Annotated in this window: 26 protein-coding genes; all 26 read left to right on the top strand. The window is 63.7% G+C overall.

Translation table 11 applies throughout. From position 1 onward, the window contains the following. The first annotated feature begins 227 nt into the window (after window positions 1-227). The 26 genes from rpsL (at window position 228) to secY (ending at window position 15,572) form a co-directional block, all read left to right on the top strand. Complete coding sequence (gene rpsL, locus NLR35_RS11015; protein WP_006611834.1) at window positions 228-599, top strand: 30S ribosomal protein S12; 372 nt, start codon at window positions 228-230, stop codon at window positions 597-599. Window positions 600-629: 30 nt separating this feature from the next. Further along, window positions 630-1,100 (top strand): 30S ribosomal protein S7, encoded by a 471-nt coding sequence (gene rpsG, locus NLR35_RS11010; protein ID WP_006611835.1) that lies wholly within the window; start codon window positions 630-632, stop codon window positions 1,098-1,100. A 33-nt stretch (window positions 1,101-1,133) separates the two neighbouring features. Continuing rightward, on the top strand, window positions 1,134-3,206 hold the full coding sequence (fusA, locus tag NLR35_RS11005; RefSeq protein WP_257166569.1) for an elongation factor G: 2,073 nt from the start codon (window positions 1,134-1,136) through the stop codon (window positions 3,204-3,206). 39 nt (window positions 3,207-3,245) lie between these two features. Beyond that, window positions 3,246-4,436 carry an elongation factor Tu gene (gene tuf / locus NLR35_RS11000; RefSeq protein ID WP_006611837.1) on the top strand — a complete coding sequence of 397 codons (1,191 nt, stop codon included), beginning with the start codon at window positions 3,246-3,248 and terminating at the stop codon, window positions 4,434-4,436. A gap of 87 nt (window positions 4,437-4,523) precedes the next feature. Continuing rightward, the gene (rpsJ, locus tag NLR35_RS10995; RefSeq protein ID WP_002712302.1) at window positions 4,524-4,832 is read left to right on the top strand and encodes a 30S ribosomal protein S10; all 309 of its coding nucleotides are present in this window, start codon (window positions 4,524-4,526) and stop codon (window positions 4,830-4,832) included. Window positions 4,833-4,889: 57 nt separating this feature from the next. After that, entirely contained in the window at window positions 4,890-5,609 is a 720-nt protein-coding gene (gene rplC, locus NLR35_RS10990) for a 50S ribosomal protein L3 (protein ID WP_006611838.1), read from the top strand. Next, on the top strand, window positions 5,610-6,230 hold the full coding sequence (rplD, locus tag NLR35_RS10985) for a 50S ribosomal protein L4 (RefSeq protein ID WP_006611839.1): 621 nt from the start codon (window positions 5,610-5,612) through the stop codon (window positions 6,228-6,230). Then, entirely contained in the window at window positions 6,227-6,526 is a 300-nt protein-coding gene (locus tag NLR35_RS10980) for a 50S ribosomal protein L23 (protein WP_006611840.1), read from the top strand. The genes rplD and NLR35_RS10980 overlap by 4 nt, the downstream gene beginning before the upstream one ends. A 12-nt stretch (window positions 6,527-6,538) precedes the next feature. Continuing rightward, on the top strand, window positions 6,539-7,372 hold the full coding sequence (gene rplB / locus NLR35_RS10975) for a 50S ribosomal protein L2 (RefSeq protein ID WP_257166568.1): 834 nt from the start codon (window positions 6,539-6,541) through the stop codon (window positions 7,370-7,372). A gap of 12 nt (window positions 7,373-7,384) precedes the next feature. Then, window positions 7,385-7,663, top strand: coding sequence for a 30S ribosomal protein S19 (rpsS, locus tag NLR35_RS10970; RefSeq protein WP_006611842.1), 279 nt, complete (start codon window positions 7,385-7,387; stop codon window positions 7,661-7,663). 10 nt (window positions 7,664-7,673) lie between these two features. Continuing rightward, on the top strand, window positions 7,674-8,054 hold the full coding sequence (gene rplV, locus NLR35_RS10965) for a 50S ribosomal protein L22 (RefSeq protein WP_006611843.1): 381 nt from the start codon (window positions 7,674-7,676) through the stop codon (window positions 8,052-8,054). Window positions 8,055-8,076: 22 nt separating this feature from the next. Beyond that, window positions 8,077-8,787: a 30S ribosomal protein S3 gene (rpsC, locus tag NLR35_RS10960; protein ID WP_006611844.1), complete on the top strand. Its 711-nt coding sequence runs from the start codon at window positions 8,077-8,079 to the stop codon at window positions 8,785-8,787. A 40-nt stretch (window positions 8,788-8,827) separates the two neighbouring features. Next, a complete protein-coding gene (rplP, locus tag NLR35_RS10955) occupies window positions 8,828-9,241 on the top strand; it encodes a 50S ribosomal protein L16 (protein WP_006611845.1) in 414 nt (137 codons plus the stop codon). A gap of 5 nt (window positions 9,242-9,246) precedes the next feature. Continuing rightward, window positions 9,247-9,453, top strand: a complete 207-nt coding sequence (gene rpmC / locus NLR35_RS10950; RefSeq protein ID WP_006611846.1) for a 50S ribosomal protein L29 — start codon at window positions 9,247-9,249, stop codon at window positions 9,451-9,453. A gap of 10 nt (window positions 9,454-9,463) precedes the next feature. After that, window positions 9,464-9,712: a 30S ribosomal protein S17 gene (gene rpsQ, locus NLR35_RS10945; protein WP_006611847.1), complete on the top strand. Its 249-nt coding sequence runs from the start codon at window positions 9,464-9,466 to the stop codon at window positions 9,710-9,712. A gap of 100 nt (window positions 9,713-9,812) precedes the next feature. Next, window positions 9,813-10,181 carry a 50S ribosomal protein L14 gene (gene rplN, locus NLR35_RS10940; protein WP_006611848.1) on the top strand — a complete coding sequence of 123 codons (369 nt, stop codon included), beginning with the start codon at window positions 9,813-9,815 and terminating at the stop codon, window positions 10,179-10,181. Beyond that, on the top strand, window positions 10,181-10,495 hold the full coding sequence (gene rplX / locus NLR35_RS10935; protein WP_257166567.1) for a 50S ribosomal protein L24: 315 nt from the start codon (window positions 10,181-10,183) through the stop codon (window positions 10,493-10,495). The genes rplN and rplX overlap by 1 nt, the downstream gene beginning before the upstream one ends. Continuing rightward, on the top strand, window positions 10,488-11,045 hold the full coding sequence (gene rplE / locus NLR35_RS10930; RefSeq protein WP_257166566.1) for a 50S ribosomal protein L5: 558 nt from the start codon (window positions 10,488-10,490) through the stop codon (window positions 11,043-11,045). Before rplX ends, rplE begins: the two co-directional genes overlap by 8 nt. A 46-nt stretch (window positions 11,046-11,091) precedes the next feature. After that, on the top strand, window positions 11,092-11,397 hold the full coding sequence (gene rpsN, locus NLR35_RS10925) for a 30S ribosomal protein S14 (protein WP_257166565.1): 306 nt from the start codon (window positions 11,092-11,094) through the stop codon (window positions 11,395-11,397). A gap of 12 nt (window positions 11,398-11,409) precedes the next feature. Beyond that, on the top strand, window positions 11,410-11,808 hold the full coding sequence (gene rpsH / locus NLR35_RS10920) for a 30S ribosomal protein S8 (protein WP_006611852.1): 399 nt from the start codon (window positions 11,410-11,412) through the stop codon (window positions 11,806-11,808). Window positions 11,809-11,821: 13 nt separating this feature from the next. Then, complete coding sequence (gene rplF, locus NLR35_RS10915; protein ID WP_008963473.1) at window positions 11,822-12,355, top strand: 50S ribosomal protein L6; 534 nt, start codon at window positions 11,822-11,824, stop codon at window positions 12,353-12,355. Window positions 12,356-12,366: 11 nt separating this feature from the next. Beyond that, window positions 12,367-12,729: a 50S ribosomal protein L18 gene (gene rplR, locus NLR35_RS10910; RefSeq protein WP_006611854.1), complete on the top strand. Its 363-nt coding sequence runs from the start codon at window positions 12,367-12,369 to the stop codon at window positions 12,727-12,729. A 48-nt stretch (window positions 12,730-12,777) separates the two neighbouring features. Continuing rightward, a complete protein-coding gene (rpsE, locus tag NLR35_RS10905; protein WP_006611855.1) occupies window positions 12,778-13,350 on the top strand; it encodes a 30S ribosomal protein S5 in 573 nt (190 codons plus the stop codon). Between the two features lie 44 nt (window positions 13,351-13,394). After that, entirely contained in the window at window positions 13,395-13,586 is a 192-nt protein-coding gene (rpmD, locus tag NLR35_RS10900) for a 50S ribosomal protein L30 (RefSeq protein WP_257166564.1), read from the top strand. Between the two features lie 11 nt (window positions 13,587-13,597). Continuing rightward, window positions 13,598-14,083 (top strand): 50S ribosomal protein L15, encoded by a 486-nt coding sequence (rplO, locus tag NLR35_RS10895; protein ID WP_006611857.1) that lies wholly within the window; start codon window positions 13,598-13,600, stop codon window positions 14,081-14,083. A 157-nt stretch (window positions 14,084-14,240) separates the two neighbouring features. Continuing rightward, the gene (gene secY / locus NLR35_RS10890; protein WP_009031842.1) at window positions 14,241-15,572 is read left to right on the top strand and encodes a preprotein translocase subunit SecY; all 1,332 of its coding nucleotides are present in this window, start codon (window positions 14,241-14,243) and stop codon (window positions 15,570-15,572) included. The last annotated feature ends 70 nt before the right edge of the window (window positions 15,573-15,642 follow it).

The raw sequence follows: 15,642 nt of genomic DNA, 5'->3' as shown, positions 1-15,642 counted from the left end.
TTTCGGATGCATGACCTCGGTAGACCGCTGTCAGCGCAAGCTGAAGGGTGGTGATCGCGGTCCTCTGTGGCGTCAAGCGCTTTCCGTTCAGCGATGAATGGTTGGCGCGATTTCGTTTTGCGCGGGTTTTCGCGCGATGCGGCCCGGGTGAGGCGGGGAACCTCGAACAGAATTTGCGGAAATCCATCGCGGTTTCCGTGCGAACGTTGAGAAGGGTGAAGGCCAAGATGCCGACGATCAACCAGCTGATCGCAAATCCGCGCGAAGTGCAGAAGTCGCGCAAGAAGGTGCCGGCGCTGCAGCAGTCGCCGCAGAAGCGTGGCGTTTGCACGCGCGTCTACACCACGACCCCGAAGAAGCCGAACTCGGCGCTTCGTAAGGTCGCCAAGGTGCGCCTGACCAACGGCTTCGAGGTGATCGGCTACATCCCGGGTGAAGGCCATAACCTGCAGGAGCACTCGGTGGTCATGATCCGCGGCGGCCGCGTCAAGGACTTGCCTGGCGTGCGCTACCACATCCTCCGCGGCGTGCTGGATACCCAGGGCGTCAAGAACCGTAAGCAGCGTCGTTCGAAGTACGGCGCGAAGCGTCCGAAGTAAGACGTTCGAGATAAAGCGGGAACAGATCACATGTCGCGTCGCCATTCAGCCGAAAAGCGTGAAGTGCTTCCGGATCCGAAGTTCGGGAACATCATCGTCACCAAGTTCATGAACTCGGTGATGTACGCCGGCAAGAAGTCGGTCGCCGAAGGAATCGTCTACGGCGCGTTTGGCATCATCGAGGCCAAGACCAAGCAGAGCCCCCTGACGGTGTTCGAGCAGGCGCTGGAAAACGTCATGCCGACGATCGAAGTGCGCTCGCGCCGCGTCGGTGGCGCGACCTACCAGGTGCCGGTCGAGGTTCGTTCCACCCGCCGCCAGGCGCTGGGCATTCGCTGGCTGATCTCGGCTGCGCGCGACCGCAACGAGAAGACCATGACCGAGCGGCTTTCGGCGGAGCTGCTCGATGCCTCGAACAACCGGGGTAACGCCGTGAAGAAGCGTGAAGACGTGCACCGGATGGCTGAAGCCAACCGCGCCTTCTCGCACTACCGCTGGTAACAGCGGCCCGAACGGAAATCAGGGAACAGATCCATGCCCCGCCAACACGCCATCGAAGACTATCGTAACTTCGGTATCATGGCGCATATCGACGCCGGTAAGACGACGACGACCGAGCGCATCCTGTATTACACCGGCAAGAGCCACAAGATCGGCGAAGTGCACGAAGGTGCCGCGACGATGGACTGGATGGAGCAGGAGCAGGAGCGTGGCATCACGATCACCTCCGCTGCCACCACCGCGTTCTGGAACGGCAAGCGCCTGAACATCATCGACACCCCCGGCCACGTCGACTTCACCATCGAGGTCGAGCGCAGCTTGCGCGTGCTCGACGGCGCCGTGTGCGTGCTCGACTCCAACCAGGGCGTCGAGCCGCAGACCGAGACCGTTTGGCGCCAGGGCGACAAGTACAAGGTGCCGCGCATCGTCTTCGCCAACAAGATGGACAAGACCGGTGCCGACTTCTTCAAGTGCCTGGCCGACATCGTCGACCGCCTGGGCGCGAAGCCGGTTGCGATCCAGCTGCCGATCGGCGCCGAGAACAACTTCAAGGGCTGCATCGATCTCGTGACCATGAAGGCGATCGTCTGGAACGACGAGTCGCTCGGCGCGAAGTTCGACCATGTCGAGATCCCTGCTGATCTCGCCGACCAGGCTGCCGAATATCGCGAGAAGCTGGTGGAAGCCGCCGTCGAGCTCGACGACGACGCCCTGGCTGCGTTCCTCGACGGCAAGGAGCCGGACGAAGCGACCCTGAAGCGCCTGATCCGCAAGGCCGTTCTGACCGGCGCCTTCTATCCGGTGCTGTGCGGCTCGGCCTTCAAGAACAAGGGTGTGCAGCCCTTGCTCGACGCCGTCGTCGACTATCTGCCGTCGCCGCTCGACGTGCCCGCGATCAAGGGCACCGACGACGAGGGCAACGAGGTCGTGCGCAAGGCGGACGACAAGGAGCCGCTGTCGCTGCTCGCGTTCAAGATCATGGACGACCCGTTCGTCGGCACCATCACCTTCTGCCGCATCTATTCGGGCATCCTGACCTCGGGCACCGGCGTCGTGAACTCGACCCGCGAGAAGAAGGAGCGCATCGGCCGCATGCTGCTGATGCACGCCAACAACCGCGAGGACATCAAGGAAGCCTATGCGGGCGACATCGTCGCTCTCGCCGGCCTCAAGGAAGCGCGCACCGGTGACACGCTGTGCGATCCGAACAACCAGGTCATCCTGGAAAAGATGGAATTCCCGGAGCCGGTCATCGAGATCGCGATCGAGCCGAAGTCGAAGGCCGACCAGGAGAAGCTGGGCATCGCGCTGGCGAAGCTCGCCGCCGAAGATCCGTCCTTCCGCGTGTCGACCGATCACGAGTCGGGCCAGACCATCCTGAAGGGCATGGGCGAGCTCCATCTCGACATCAAGGTCGACATCCTGAAGCGCACCTACAAGGTCGATGCGAACATCGGCGCGCCGCAGGTGGCGTTCCGTGAGCGCATCACCAAGCCGGCCAATGTGGACTACACCCACAAGAAGCAGACCGGTGGTACCGGCCAGTTCGCGGCCGTGAGCATCGTGGTCGAGCCGAACGAGCCGGGCGGTGGCTACGTGTTCGAGTCCAAGATCGTCGGCGGTGCGGTTCCGAAGGAATACATCCCCGGCGTCGAAAAGGGCATCGAGAGCGTGCTCGGCGCAGGCGTGGTCGCCGGCTTCCCGGTGGTCGACGTCAAGGTGTCGCTGGTCGACGGCAAGTATCACGACGTCGACTCGTCGGCTCTGGCCTTCGAAATCGCGTCGCGCGCGGCCTTCCGTGAGGCGCTGCAGAAGGGCAAGTCCGTTCTGCTTGAGCCGATCATGAAGGTCGAGGTCGTGACCCCGGAAGACTACACCGGCTCGGTCATCGGCGACCTGAACTCCCGTCGTGGCCAGATCCAGGGCCAGGACATGCGCGGCAACGCCAACGTCATCAACGCGATGGTGCCGCTCATGAACATGTTCGGTTACGTGAACAATCTGCGCTCGATGAGCCAGGGTCGCGCGACCTTCACGATGCAGTTCTCGCACTACGCTGAAGCGCCGGCCAACGTGTCGGCTGAAGTCCAGAAGAAGTTTGCCTGATTGTCGCGAGCTCAAGTTAGCGACTGAACGGAGAGTCAAATGGCCAAAGCTAAATTTGAACGTAACAAGCCCCACTGCAACATCGGCACCATTGGTCACGTCGACCATGGCAAGACGTCGCTGACGGCTGCCATCACCAAGATCCTGGCCGAAACGGGCGGTGCGACGTTCACTGCCTACGACCAGATCGACAAGGCGCCGGAAGAGAAGGCTCGCGGCATCACCATCTCGACCGCCCACGTCGAGTACGAGACCAAGAACCGCCACTACGCCCACGTCGACTGCCCCGGCCACGCCGACTACGTGAAGAACATGATCACCGGCGCTGCCCAGATGGACGGCGCGATCCTGGTCGTGTCGGCCGCTGACGGCCCGATGCCGCAGACCCGCGAGCACATCCTGCTCGCCCGTCAGGTCGGCGTTCCCGCGCTCGTCGTGTTCCTGAACAAGTGCGACATGGTCGACGATCCGGAGCTGCTCGAGCTGGTTGAGCTCGAAGTTCGCGAGCTGCTCTCGAAGTACGAATTCCCGGGCGACAAGATCCCGATCATCAAGGGCTCGGCGCTGGCCGCTCTCGAAGATTCGGACAAGAAGCTCGGCCACGACGCCATCCTCGAGCTGATGCGCAATGTCGACGAGTACATTCCGCAGCCGGAGCGTCCGATCGACCAGCCCTTCCTGATGCCGGTTGAAGACGTGTTCTCGATCTCGGGCCGCGGCACCGTGGTGACCGGTCGTGTCGAGCGCGGCATCATCAAGGTCGGTGAGGAAATCGAGATCGTCGGCATCCGTCCGACCCAGAAGACCACCGTCACCGGCGTCGAAATGTTCCGCAAGCTGCTCGATCAGGGCCAGGCTGGCGACAACATCGGTGCGCTGCTCCGCGGCACCAAGCGCGAGGACGTCGAGCGCGGCCAGGTTCTCTGCAAGCCGGGTTCGGTCAAGCCGCACACCAAGTTCAAGGCTGAGGCTTACATCCTCACCAAGGAAGAGGGCGGCCGCCACACTCCGTTCTTCACCAACTATCGTCCGCAGTTCTACTTCCGCACGACCGACGTGACCGGCGTCGTTCACCTGCCGGAAGGCACCGAGATGGTGATGCCGGGCGACAACATCGCGATGGAAGTGCACCTGATCGTGCCGATCGCGATGGAAGAGAAGCTGCGCTTCGCCATCCGTGAAGGCGGCCGCACCGTCGGCGCCGGCGTCGTCGCCTCGATCATCGAGTAACAACACGAATAGGGAATGGCGGGTGGCGAATGGAGATCCATTCGCCGTTCGCTACTCGCCACTCACTACTCAAAGAAAGATACGGCAATGAACGGCCAAAATATCCGCATCCGTCTCAAGGCGTTTGACCATCGTATCCTCGATACGTCGACGCGCGAGATCGTCAACACGGCGAAACGGACCGGCGCGCAGGTTCGCGGACCCATTCCGCTGCCGACCCGCATCGAAAAGTTCACCGTCAACCGTTCGCCGCACGTCGACAAGAAGAGCCGCGAGCAGTTCGAGATGCGCACCCACAAGCGTCTCCTCGACATCGTCGATCCGACCCCGCAGACCGTCGATGCTCTCATGAAGCTCGACCTGGCTGCCGGCGTCGACGTCGAGATCAAGCTCTAAGTTTTTGGATTCACGTTCGCCTCATCGCGGACATAGAGAAGAACAGGAAGCACGCCGATGCGCTCCGGAGTGATCGCACAAAAGGTCGGGATGACGCGGGTCTTTACGGAGACCGGCGAGCATATCCCTGTGACCGTGCTGAAGCTCGGCAATTGCCAGGTGGTCGGTCATCGCACCACCGAGAAGAACGGCTACGTCGCGCTGCAGCTCGGCAGCGGCAGCCGCAAGACGGTCTACATGCCGAAGGCGGAGCGCGGCCAGTTCGCGGTCGCCAAGGTCGAGCCGAAGCGCAAGCTCGCCGAATTCCGCGTCAGCGAGGACTCGCTGATCCCGGTCGGCGCCGAGATCCAGGCCGACCACTTCGTCGTCGGCCAGTTCGTCGACGTCACCGGCACCTCGGTCGGTAAGGGCTTCGCGGGCGGCATGAAGCGCTGGAACTTCGGCGGTCTGCGCGCCACGCACGGTGTGTCGATCTCGCACCGTTCGATCGGTTCGACCGGTGGCCGTCAGGACCCCGGCAAGACCTGGAAGAACAAGAAGATGCCCGGTCACATGGGCGTCGACCGCATCACCACGCTGAACCTGCGTGTGGTGCAGACGGACGTCGAGCGCGGCCTGATCCTGGTCGAAGGCGCGGTGCCCGGCTCCAAGGGTGGCTGGATCTCGGTGCGCGACGCCGTGAAGAAGCCGCTGCCGAAGGAAGCGCCGAAGCCCGGCAAGTTCAAGGTCGCGGGTGAGCAGGCTGCCGAAGCGCCGGCCGTGCAGGAGGGCGCATAAATGGAACTGAAAGTCACCACGCTTGAGGGCAAGGAAGCCGGCTCGGTCCAGCTGTCCGACGCCATCTTCGGTCTCGAGCCGCGCGCCGACATCATCCAGCGTTGCGTTCAGTGGCAGCTGAACAAGCGTCAGGCCGGCACCCATAAGGCCAAGGGCCGCGCCGAGATCTGGCGCACCGGCAAGAAGATGTACAAGCAGAAGGGCACCGGCGGTGCTCGTCACGGCTCGGCCCGCGTGCCGCAGTTCCGTGGCGGTGGCCGCGCCTTCGGTCCGGTCGTGCGTTCGCATGCGACCGACCTGCCGAAGAAGGTCCGTGCGCTGGCGCTGAAGCATGCGCTATCGGCCAAGGCCAAGGACGGTGATCTGGTCGTCCTGGAGAACGCCACCCTCGAGGCGGCGAAGACCAAGGCGCTGATCGGCCATTTCTCCGGTCTCGGCCTGACCAACGCGCTGATCATCGACGGCGCCGAGCTGCACAACGGCTTTGCCGCTGCGGCCCGCAACATTCCGAACCTGGACGTGCTGCCGATCCAGGGCATCAACGTCTATGACATTCTCCGCCGGCAGAAGCTCGTTCTGACCAAGGCGGCGATCGATGCGCTGGAGGCGCGCTTCAAATGAAGACCATCGATCCGCGCCACTACGACATCATCATCGCGCCGGTCGTGACCGAGAAGGCGACGTTCGCCTCCGAGCAGAACAAGGTTCTGTTCAAGGTGGCCGCCAAGGCGACCAAGCCGCAGATCAAGGAAGCGATCGAGAAGCTGTTCGACGTCAAGGTCAAGAGCGTGAACACGCTCGTCCGCAAGGGCAAGACCAAGGTGTTCCGCGGCAATTTCGGTTCGCAATCGGACAGCAAGCGCGCGATCGTGACCCTCGAAGAGGGCCACCGCATCGACGTGACCACCGGACTGTAAGGCAGAGCTGCCATGGCACTGAAGACATTCAACCCCACGACGCCGGGCCAGCGCCAGCTGGTCATGGTCGATCGTTCGGCCCTGTACAAGGGCAAGCCGGTCAAGGCTCTGACCGAAGGCAAGCAGTCGAGCGGCGGCCGCAACAACACCGGCCGCATCACGGTTCGCTTCCTCGGCGGCGGCCACAAGCAGTCGTACCGCACGGTCGACTTCAAGCGCGACAAGATCGACGTCCCCGCGACCGTCGAGCGCCTGGAGTATGATCCGAACCGCACCGCGTTCATCGCCCTGATCAAGTATCAGGACGGCGAGCTCGCCTATATCCTGGCGCCGCAGCGCCTGGCGGTGGGCGACACCATCGTCGCGGGCAACTATGTCGACGTGAAGCCGGGCAACGTCATGCCGCTCGGCAACATGCCGGTCGGCACGATCGTGCACAACATCGAGGTCAAGATCGGGAAGGGCGGTCAGCTCGCCCGTTCGGCCGGCACCTATGCCCAGCTCGTCGGCCGCGACCACGACTACGTCATCGTCCGCCTGAACTCGGGCGAGCAGCGTCTGGTGCACGGTCGCTGCCGCGGCACCATCGGTGCGGTGTCGAACCCGGACCACATGAACACCTCGATCGGCAAGGCCGGCCGCAAGCGTTGGATGGGCCGTCGCCCGCACAACCGCGGTGTCGCGATGAACCCGATCGACCATCCGCACGGCGGCGGCGAAGGCCGTACCTCCGGCGGTCGTCACCCGGTCACTCCGTGGGGCAAGCCTACCAAGGGCAAGAAGACCCGCACCAACAAGTCGACCGACAAATTCATTCTCTTGAGCCGCCACAAGCGGAAGAAGTAAGGAACGACGGACATGGTTCGTTCAGTCTGGAAAGGCCCGTTCGTCGAGGCGTCGCTGCTCAAGAAGGCAGATGCGGCGCGCGCGTCCGGCCGTCACGACGTCATCAAGATCTGGAGCCGCCGCTCGACCATCCTGCCGCAGTTCGTCGGCCTGACGTTCGGCGTCTACAACGGCCAGAAGCATGTGCCGGTGGCGATCAACGAAGAGATGGTCGGTCACAAGTTCGGCGAGTTTTCGCCGACCCGCACCTTCCACGGCCATTCGGGCGATAAGAAAGCCAAGAAGGCTTGAGGATTAAGCGATGAGCAAACCAAAGCGCGAACGGAGCCTCCCCGACAACGAGGCCAAGGCTGTGGCCCGGATGCTTCGGGTGAGCCCGCAGAAGCTGAACCTGGTGGCGCAGATGATCCGCGGCCGCAAGGCGTCGGCAGCCCTCGCCGACCTGCAGTTCTCGCGCAAGCGGATTGCGGTCGACGTCAAGAAGTGCCTGGAATCGGCGATCGCCAATGCCGAGAACAACCACGAGCTCGAAGTCGACGATCTCGTCGTCTCGCAGGCTTTCGTCGGCAAGGGAATCGTGATGAAGCGTTTCTCGCCGCGCGGCCGCGGCCGTTCGGGCCGAGTTTTCAAACCGTTCTCGCAGCTGACGATCATTGTTCGTCAGGTCGAGGCGAGCGCGTAAAGTCGGGCGCTGGGAGAATACGATGGGTCAAAAGATCAATCCGATCGGTCTGCGTCTCGGCATCAACCGGACCTGGGATTCGCGCTGGTTCGCCGGCAAGGCCGAGTACGGCAAGCTGCTGCATGAAGACGTCAAGATCCGCGAGATCCTGCACAAGGAGCTCAAGCAGGCGGCCGTCGCCCGCATCGTGATCGAGCGTCCGCACAAGAAGTGCCGCGTCACGATCCACTCGGCCCGTCCGGGCGTCGTGATCGGCAAGAAGGGCGCCGACATCGACAAGCTGCGCAAGCGCGTCGCCGACATCACCTCGTCGGACGTCGTGATCAACATCGTCGAGATCCGCAAGCCGGAGCTCGATGCCACGCTGGTCGCCGAATCGATCGCGCAGCAGCTCGAGCGTCGCGTCGCGTTCCGCCGCGCCATGAAGCGCGCCGTTCAGTCGGCGATGCGTCTCGGCGCCGAGGGCATCCGCATCAACTGCTCGGGTCGTCTGGGCGGCGCGGAAATCGCCCGCATGGAGTGGTATCGTGAGGGCCGGGTGCCGCTGCACACGCTGCGCGCCGACATCGACTACGGTGTGGCCACCGCGTTCACCACCTTCGGCACCTGCGGCGTGAAGGTCTGGATCTTCAAGGGCGAGATCCTCGAGCACGATCCGATGGCACAGGACAAGCGGATGAACGAGGGTGGTGGCGAAAGCCCGTCGCCGCGTTCGCGCCGCGACGCGGCCTGATCGTTCAGCCGCGACAAGACAGGTTTGAGGGCTCAAAGCCATGATGCAACCAAAGAAGACCAAGTTCCGAAAGGCGCATAAGGGCCGTATCCACGGCGTTGCGTCCTCGGGCGCAACGCTGGCCTTCGGCCAGTTCGGGCTGAAGGCGATGGAGCCGGATCGCGTCACCGCGCGCCAGATCGAGGCCGCCCGTCGTGCGCTGACCCGTCACATGAAGCGCGCGGGCCGCGTCTGGATCCGGGTGTTCCCGGATCTGCCGGTGTCGAAAAAGCCGGCCGAAGTCCGCATGGGCTCCGGCAAGGGCTCGCCGGAATTGTGGGTGGCCCGCGTCAAGCCGGGCCGGGTGATGTTCGAGATCGACGGCGTCAGCAACCAGATCGCGCGCGAGGCGCTGACCCTGGCCGCTGCCAAGCTGCCGATCAAGACGCGCTTCGTCGAACGCATTGCGGAGTAATGGTCATGGCCGAGATGAAGATTGCCGACATTCGCGCGATGAGCCCGGACCAGATGGACGATGCGATCGTCAATCTGAAGAAGGAGCGCTTCAACCTGCGCTTCCAGCGCGCCACCGGGCAGCTGGAGAATACCGCCCGCCTGCGTGAGGCGCGCCGCGACATCGCCCGTATCAAGACCATCGCCGCGCAGCAGCGCGCCAAGACGAAGTAAGAGGCTCGACATGCCGAAACGGACCCTCCAGGGCGTGGTCGTCAGCGACAAGCAGGCCAAGACCGTGGTCGTGCGCGTCGACCGGCGCTTCACCCACCCGATCTACAAGAAGACCATCCGCCGCTCGAAGAACTACCATGCTCACGACGAGAGCAACGAGTTCAAGCCGGGCGACATGGTGTGGATCGAGGAGAGCAAGCCGATCTCCAAGCTCAAGCGCTGGACCGTGGTCCGCGGAGAGCATAAGAAAACCGCCTGAGTCGGGAGACACGGCCCTGATCGAAGGGGCCGGTTTCGCTTTCGGGATCATAAAAGGCGCAGCTTTCCTGCGCAGCAGATGAAGAGGACGAGGTGCATCAATGATTCAGATGCAGACCAACCTCGACGTGGCCGATAATTCCGGCGCACGCCGTGTTATGTGTATCAAGGTGCTGGGCGGCTCGAAGCGCCGCTATGCCACCGTCGGCGACATCATCGTGGTGTCGATCAAGGAAGCCATTCCGCGTGGCAAGGTGAAGAAGGGCGACGTCATGAAGGCCGTCGTGGTGCGCGTCCGCAAGGACATCCGCCGCGCCGACGGCTCGGTGATCCGCTTCGACCGCAACGCGGCCGTCCTGATCAACAACCAGTCGGAGCCGGTCGGCACCCGTATCTTCGGGCCGGTGCCGCGCGAGCTGCGCGCCAAGAACCACATGAAGATCATTTCGCTCGCGCCGGAGGTGCTGTGATGGCTGCGAAGATCCGCAAGGGCGACAAGGTGATCGTCCTGACCGGCCGCGACAAGGGTCGCACCGGCGAGGTGTTCGAAGTGCGTCCGGACGCCGGCACGGCGCTCGTGCGCGGCATCAACCTGGTCAAGCGTCACCAGAAGCAGACGCAGAACCAGGAAGGCGGCATCGTCACCAAGGAAGCGCCGATCAACCTGTCCAACGTCGCTTACGTCGGCAAGGACGGCAAGCCGACGCGCATCGGATTCAAGATTCAGGCGGACGGCAAGAAGGTCCGCGTTGCCAAGAGCTCGGGAGTTGAGATCGATGGCTGAGACTGCTTACACCCCGCGCCTCCGCACGGAATACGACCGCAAGATCAAGAGCGCGCTGACCGAGAAGTTCGGCTACGCCAACGTCATGCAGGTGCCGCGGCTCGACAAGGTCGTGCTCAACATGGGCATCGGCGAGGCCGTCAACGACCGCAAGAAGGCGGAGACGGCTGCGGCCGACCTCACGCTGATCGCGGGCCAGAAGGCGGTCGTGACCTATTCGCGCGTCGCCATCGCGACCTTCAAGCTGCGTGAGAACCAGCCGATCGGCTGCAAGGTCACGCTGCGCAAGACCAAGATGTACGAGTTCATCGACCGCCTGATCAACGTCGCGCTGCCGCGCGTCCGCGACTTCCGCGGCCTGAACCCGAAGAGCTTCGACGGCCGCGGCAACTACTCGCTCGGCATCAAGGAGCACATCATTTTCCCCGAGATCGACTTCGACAAGGCCGGGGAGAGCTGGGGCATGGACATCACGGTGTGCACCACCGCGACGACCGACGACGAGGCCCGTGCCCTTCTGACCGCATTCAATTTCCCGTTCCGGCAGTGAGCAGCTGACTTAAAGCTTCTCAAACGCGGATACCCAGGAGCCAAGCATGGCAAAGAAGAGTTCAGTCGAGAAGAACAACCGGCGCAAGCGGATGGCGAAGAACGCCGCCCCGAAGCGCGCCAGGTTGAAGGCGATCATCGCCGACAAGGAAAAGCCGATGGAGGAGCGCTTCGCCGCGACCCTGAAGCTGGCGGAAATGCCGCGCAACTCGTCGACCACCCGCATCCGCAACCGGTGCGAGCTGACGGGCCGTCCGCGGTCGAACTACCGCAAGAACAAGCTGAGCCGCATCGCGCTGCGCGAGCTCGGATCCAAGGGCCTGGTTCCGGGCCTCGTGAAGTCGAGCTGGTAAGGAGGGTCGAACATGTCAACGCACGATCCCATCAGCGATCTGATCACCCGCATCCGCAACGCGCAGATGCGCTCGAAGTCGAAGGTCACGACCCCCGGCTCGAAGATGCGCGCCAGCGTGCTCGAAGTGCTGAAGTCCGAGGGCTACATCCGTGGCTATGCCACGATGGAGCATCCGTCGGGCCGCAGCGAGATCGAGATCGAGCTGAAGTATTTCGACGGCGAGCCCGTGATCCGCGAGATCGAGCGCGTCTCCAAGCCCGGCCGGCGCGTCTACACCTCGGTGAAGAACCTGCCGCGCGTGAACAACGGGCTCGGAATTTCTGTTTTGTCGACGCCGAAGGGAATCATGGCCGACCATAGCGCGCGTGACGCGAATGTCGGCGGTGAAGTTCTCTTCACGGTGTTCTAAGAAGGATTGAGCCATGTCACGTATTGGCAAGAAGCCTGTGACGGTGCCGTCCGGTGTGACCGCCACCGTCGACGGTCAGACCGTCAAGATGAAGGGCCCGAAGGGCCAGCTTCAGTTCCTCGTCCATGACGACGTCGAAGTGAAGTTCGAGAACGGCCAGGTCAAGGTTGCCCCGCGCGCCGAGACCAAGCGCGCGCGCTCGCTCTACGGCACCGCCCGCGCCCAGATCGCGAATCTGGTCGAAGGCGTCACCAAGGGCTTCGAGAAGAAGCTCGAGATCACCGGCGTCGGCTACCGCGCCGCGATGCAGGGCAAGAACCTGCAGCTCGCGCTCGGCTACAGCCACGACGTCGTCTACCAGATCCCGGAAGGCATCACGATCGCCGTGCCGAAGCCGACCGAGATCACGATCACGGGCATCGACCCGCAGCGCGTCGGCCAGGTGGCCGCCGAAATCCGCGCCTACCGGCCGCCGGAGCCCTACAAGGGCAAGGGTGTGAAGTACGCGGGTGAATTCATCTTCCGCAAGGAAGGCAAGAAGAAGTAACGGAGCCGGACATGTCGAGAGCAAAGGTTACGAATGCCCGGCGCAAGCAGCGCGTGAGGCTGTCGCTGCGCCGCTCCGCCGGCGGCCGTCCGCGTCTGTCGGTGTTCCGTTCGTCGAAGCACATCTACGCTCAGGTCATCGACGATCAGAAGGGCGAGACGCTCGCCTCGGCGTCGTCGATGGAGAAGGAGATGCGTTCGGCCGGCAACACCGGCGCCGACATCGATGCGGCGAAGGCGGTGGGCAAGCTGCTCGCCGAGCGCGCGGTGAAGGCAGGCATCAAGGAAGTCGTGTTCGATCGCGGCGGCTATCTCTATCACGGTCGCGTCAAGGCTTTGGCCGATGCGGCGCGCGAGAGCGGGCTGAGCTTCTAACATCATTGGATTTGGGCGCGAGAGCCCCTCAGAAGATTGGATAGCACCATGGCAGGTGAACGGGAACGAGGCGGTCGCGATCGCAAGGAGCGCGAGGAGCGCGACAGCGAGTTCGTCGACAAGCTCGTCCACATCAACCGAGTCGCGAAGGTCGTGAAGGGCGGTAAGCGCTTCGGCTTTGCGGCGCTCGTCGTGATCGGCGATCAGAAGGGCCGGGTCGGGTTCGGCCACGGCAAGGCGCGCGAAGTGCCGGAGGCGATCCGCAAGGCGACCGACTCCGCCAAGCGCAACCTCACCCGCGTCGCGCTGCGCGAGGGCCGGACCCTGCACCACGACATCTTTGGTCGTCACGGTGCGGGCCGCGTCTATCTGCGTGCGGCTCCGGCCGGTACCGGCATCATCGCCGGCGGCCCGATGCGCGCCGTGTTCGAGACGCTGGGCATCCAGGACGTGGTGGCGAAGTCGATCGGCTCGTCCAACCCGTACAACATGGTGCGCGCGACCTTCAACGCGCTGAAGCACCAGGATAGCCCGCGCTCGGTCGCTGCCCGCCGCAACATCAAGGTGTCGACCCTGCAGGCCCGCCGCGTCGGTGGCGATGCCGAGGCAGCCGCCGACTAACGAACGCGCGCCGCCTGTGGCTGGCGCATCTCGGAGTGAGCACAATGGCTAGCGCCAAGACCATCAAGATCGAGCAGATCGGCAGCCCGATCCGCCGGCATCACTCGCAGCGCGAGACGCTGATCGGGTTGAAGCTCAACAAGATCGGCCGGGTGACCGAGCTGCCGGATACGCCGGCGGTCCGCGGCATGATCACCAAGGTTCATCATCTCGTCCGCATCGTCGACGAGAATTAAGGAGAAGGGCGATGAAGCTCAGCGATATCGCCGACAACGCCGGCGCGCGCAAAAAGCGCATGCGCGTCGGCCGCGGCATCGGCTCCGGCAAGGGCAAGACCTCCGGCCGTGGCGGCAAGGGCCAGACCGCGCGCTCCGGCGTGCGCATCAAGGGCTTCGAGGGCGGTCAGATGCCGATGCATCGCCGTCTGCCGAAGCGCGGCTTCAACAACATCTTCGCGCTCGATTTCGTCGAGATCAATCTCGACCGAATCCAGCAGGCGATCGATGCCAAGAAGCTGGACGCCGGCAGCGTGATCAACGCCGAGGCGCTGGTGAAGTCGGGCGCGCTGCGTCGCGCCAAGGACGGCGTGCGCCTGCTCGGCCGTGGCGAGATCACGTCGAAGGTCAACATCGAGGTGCATGGCGCCTCGAAGTCGGCGATCGCGGCGGTCGAGAAGGCCGGCGGCACCGTCAAGCTCCTGGCACCTGCCAAGGACGAAGGCGAAGCGGCGTAACTTCTGCGTCATCGCCCGGTCCCAGGCTTCAGCCTGAGCGGGCAGGGCGATGGACAGAATGCGTCTGCGCACCAGATAATATCCGACGTCTGCCCAAGCCCCGCGAGCCCTCGCGGGGCTGATGCGGTCAAGAACGGGCGGCGGGAGAAAGCTAGAGATGGCCTCAGCAGCGGAACAACTTGCGGCAAACCTCAATTTCGGCGCGCTTGCAAAAGCCGATGAGCTGAAGAAGCGCATCTGGTTCACCCTCGGCGCGCTGCTGGTCTACCGCCTCGGCACCTATATTCCGCTGCCCGGCATCGACCCGAACATCTGGGATTCGGTGTTCCGCACCCAGGCCGGCGGCATCCTCGGCATGTTCAACATGTTCGCCGGCGGCGGCATCCACCGCATGGCGATCTTCGCGCTGAACATCATGCCGTACATCTCGGCATCGATCATCATCCAGCTCCTGACCACGGTCTCGCCGCAGCTCGAAGCCCTCAAGAAAGAGGGCGAGGCGGGCCGCAAGATGCTGAACCAGTACACCCGCTATCTGACGGTGATTCTGGCCGCCGTGCAGTCTTACGGCATCGCCGTGGGCCTCGAGGGCGCCGGCAACGTCGTGGCCGATCCCGGCCTGTTCTTCCGCCTGTCGACCGCGATCACGCTCACCGGCGGCACCATGTTCCTGATGTGGCTCGGCGAGCAGATCACCTCGCGCGGCATCGGCAACGGCATCTCGCTTATCATCCTGTCCGGCATCGTCGCGGAGCTGCCCTCGGCGCTCGCCAACATGCTCGAGCTCGGCCGCCAGGGCGCGCTGTCGACCGGCCTGATCCTGATCGTCATCATCATGGCGGTGGCCGTGATCGCCTTCATCGTGTTCATGGAACGCGCCCAGCGCCGGCTCCTGATCCAGTATCCGAAGCGCCAGGTCGGCAACAAGATGTTCGAGGGCCAGTCCTCGCATCTGCCGCTGAAGCTGAACACCTCGGGCGTGATCCCGCCGATCTTCGCCTCGTCGCTGCTGCTGCTGCCGACCACCGTCGCCAATTTCAACGCCGGCAAGGGCCCGGAATGGTTCCAGTGGATCACCACCCAGCTCGGCCATGGCCGGCCGCTGTTCCTGGTGCTGTATCTGGCGCTGATCCTGTTCTTCGCCTTCTTCTACACCGCCATCGTGTTCAACCCGACCGAGACGGCCGACAACCTCAAGAAGCATGGCGGCTTCATCCCGGGCATCCGCCCCGGTGAGCGCACGGCGGAATATATCGATTACGTGCTGTCGCGGATCACCGTGCTCGGCGCCATCTATCTGGCGATCGTGTGTCTGATTCCGGAAATTCTGATTTCCTACGCTTCCGTCCCGTTCTACTTTGGTGGCACTTCGCTTCTGATCGTGGTCAGCGTTACGATGGATACCGTGGCGCAGGTTCAGGGTTATCTGCTCGCCCATCAATATGAGGGGCTGATCAGGAAGTCGAAGCTGCGGGGGCGCCGCCGCTGACAGCGGCGGATCGCGGCCCGGGAGCCAAAAAGCCAAGAACAAGGTGTGCGGGAGGTCGCCCACCGTGTGC

The sequence above is a fragment of the Bradyrhizobium sp. SRS-191 genome (assembly GCF_024586915.1).
In the GTDB taxonomy this organism is placed as follows: domain Bacteria; phylum Pseudomonadota; class Alphaproteobacteria; order Rhizobiales; family Xanthobacteraceae; genus Bradyrhizobium.
This window is presented reverse-complemented; position numbering and strand designations above follow the sequence as displayed.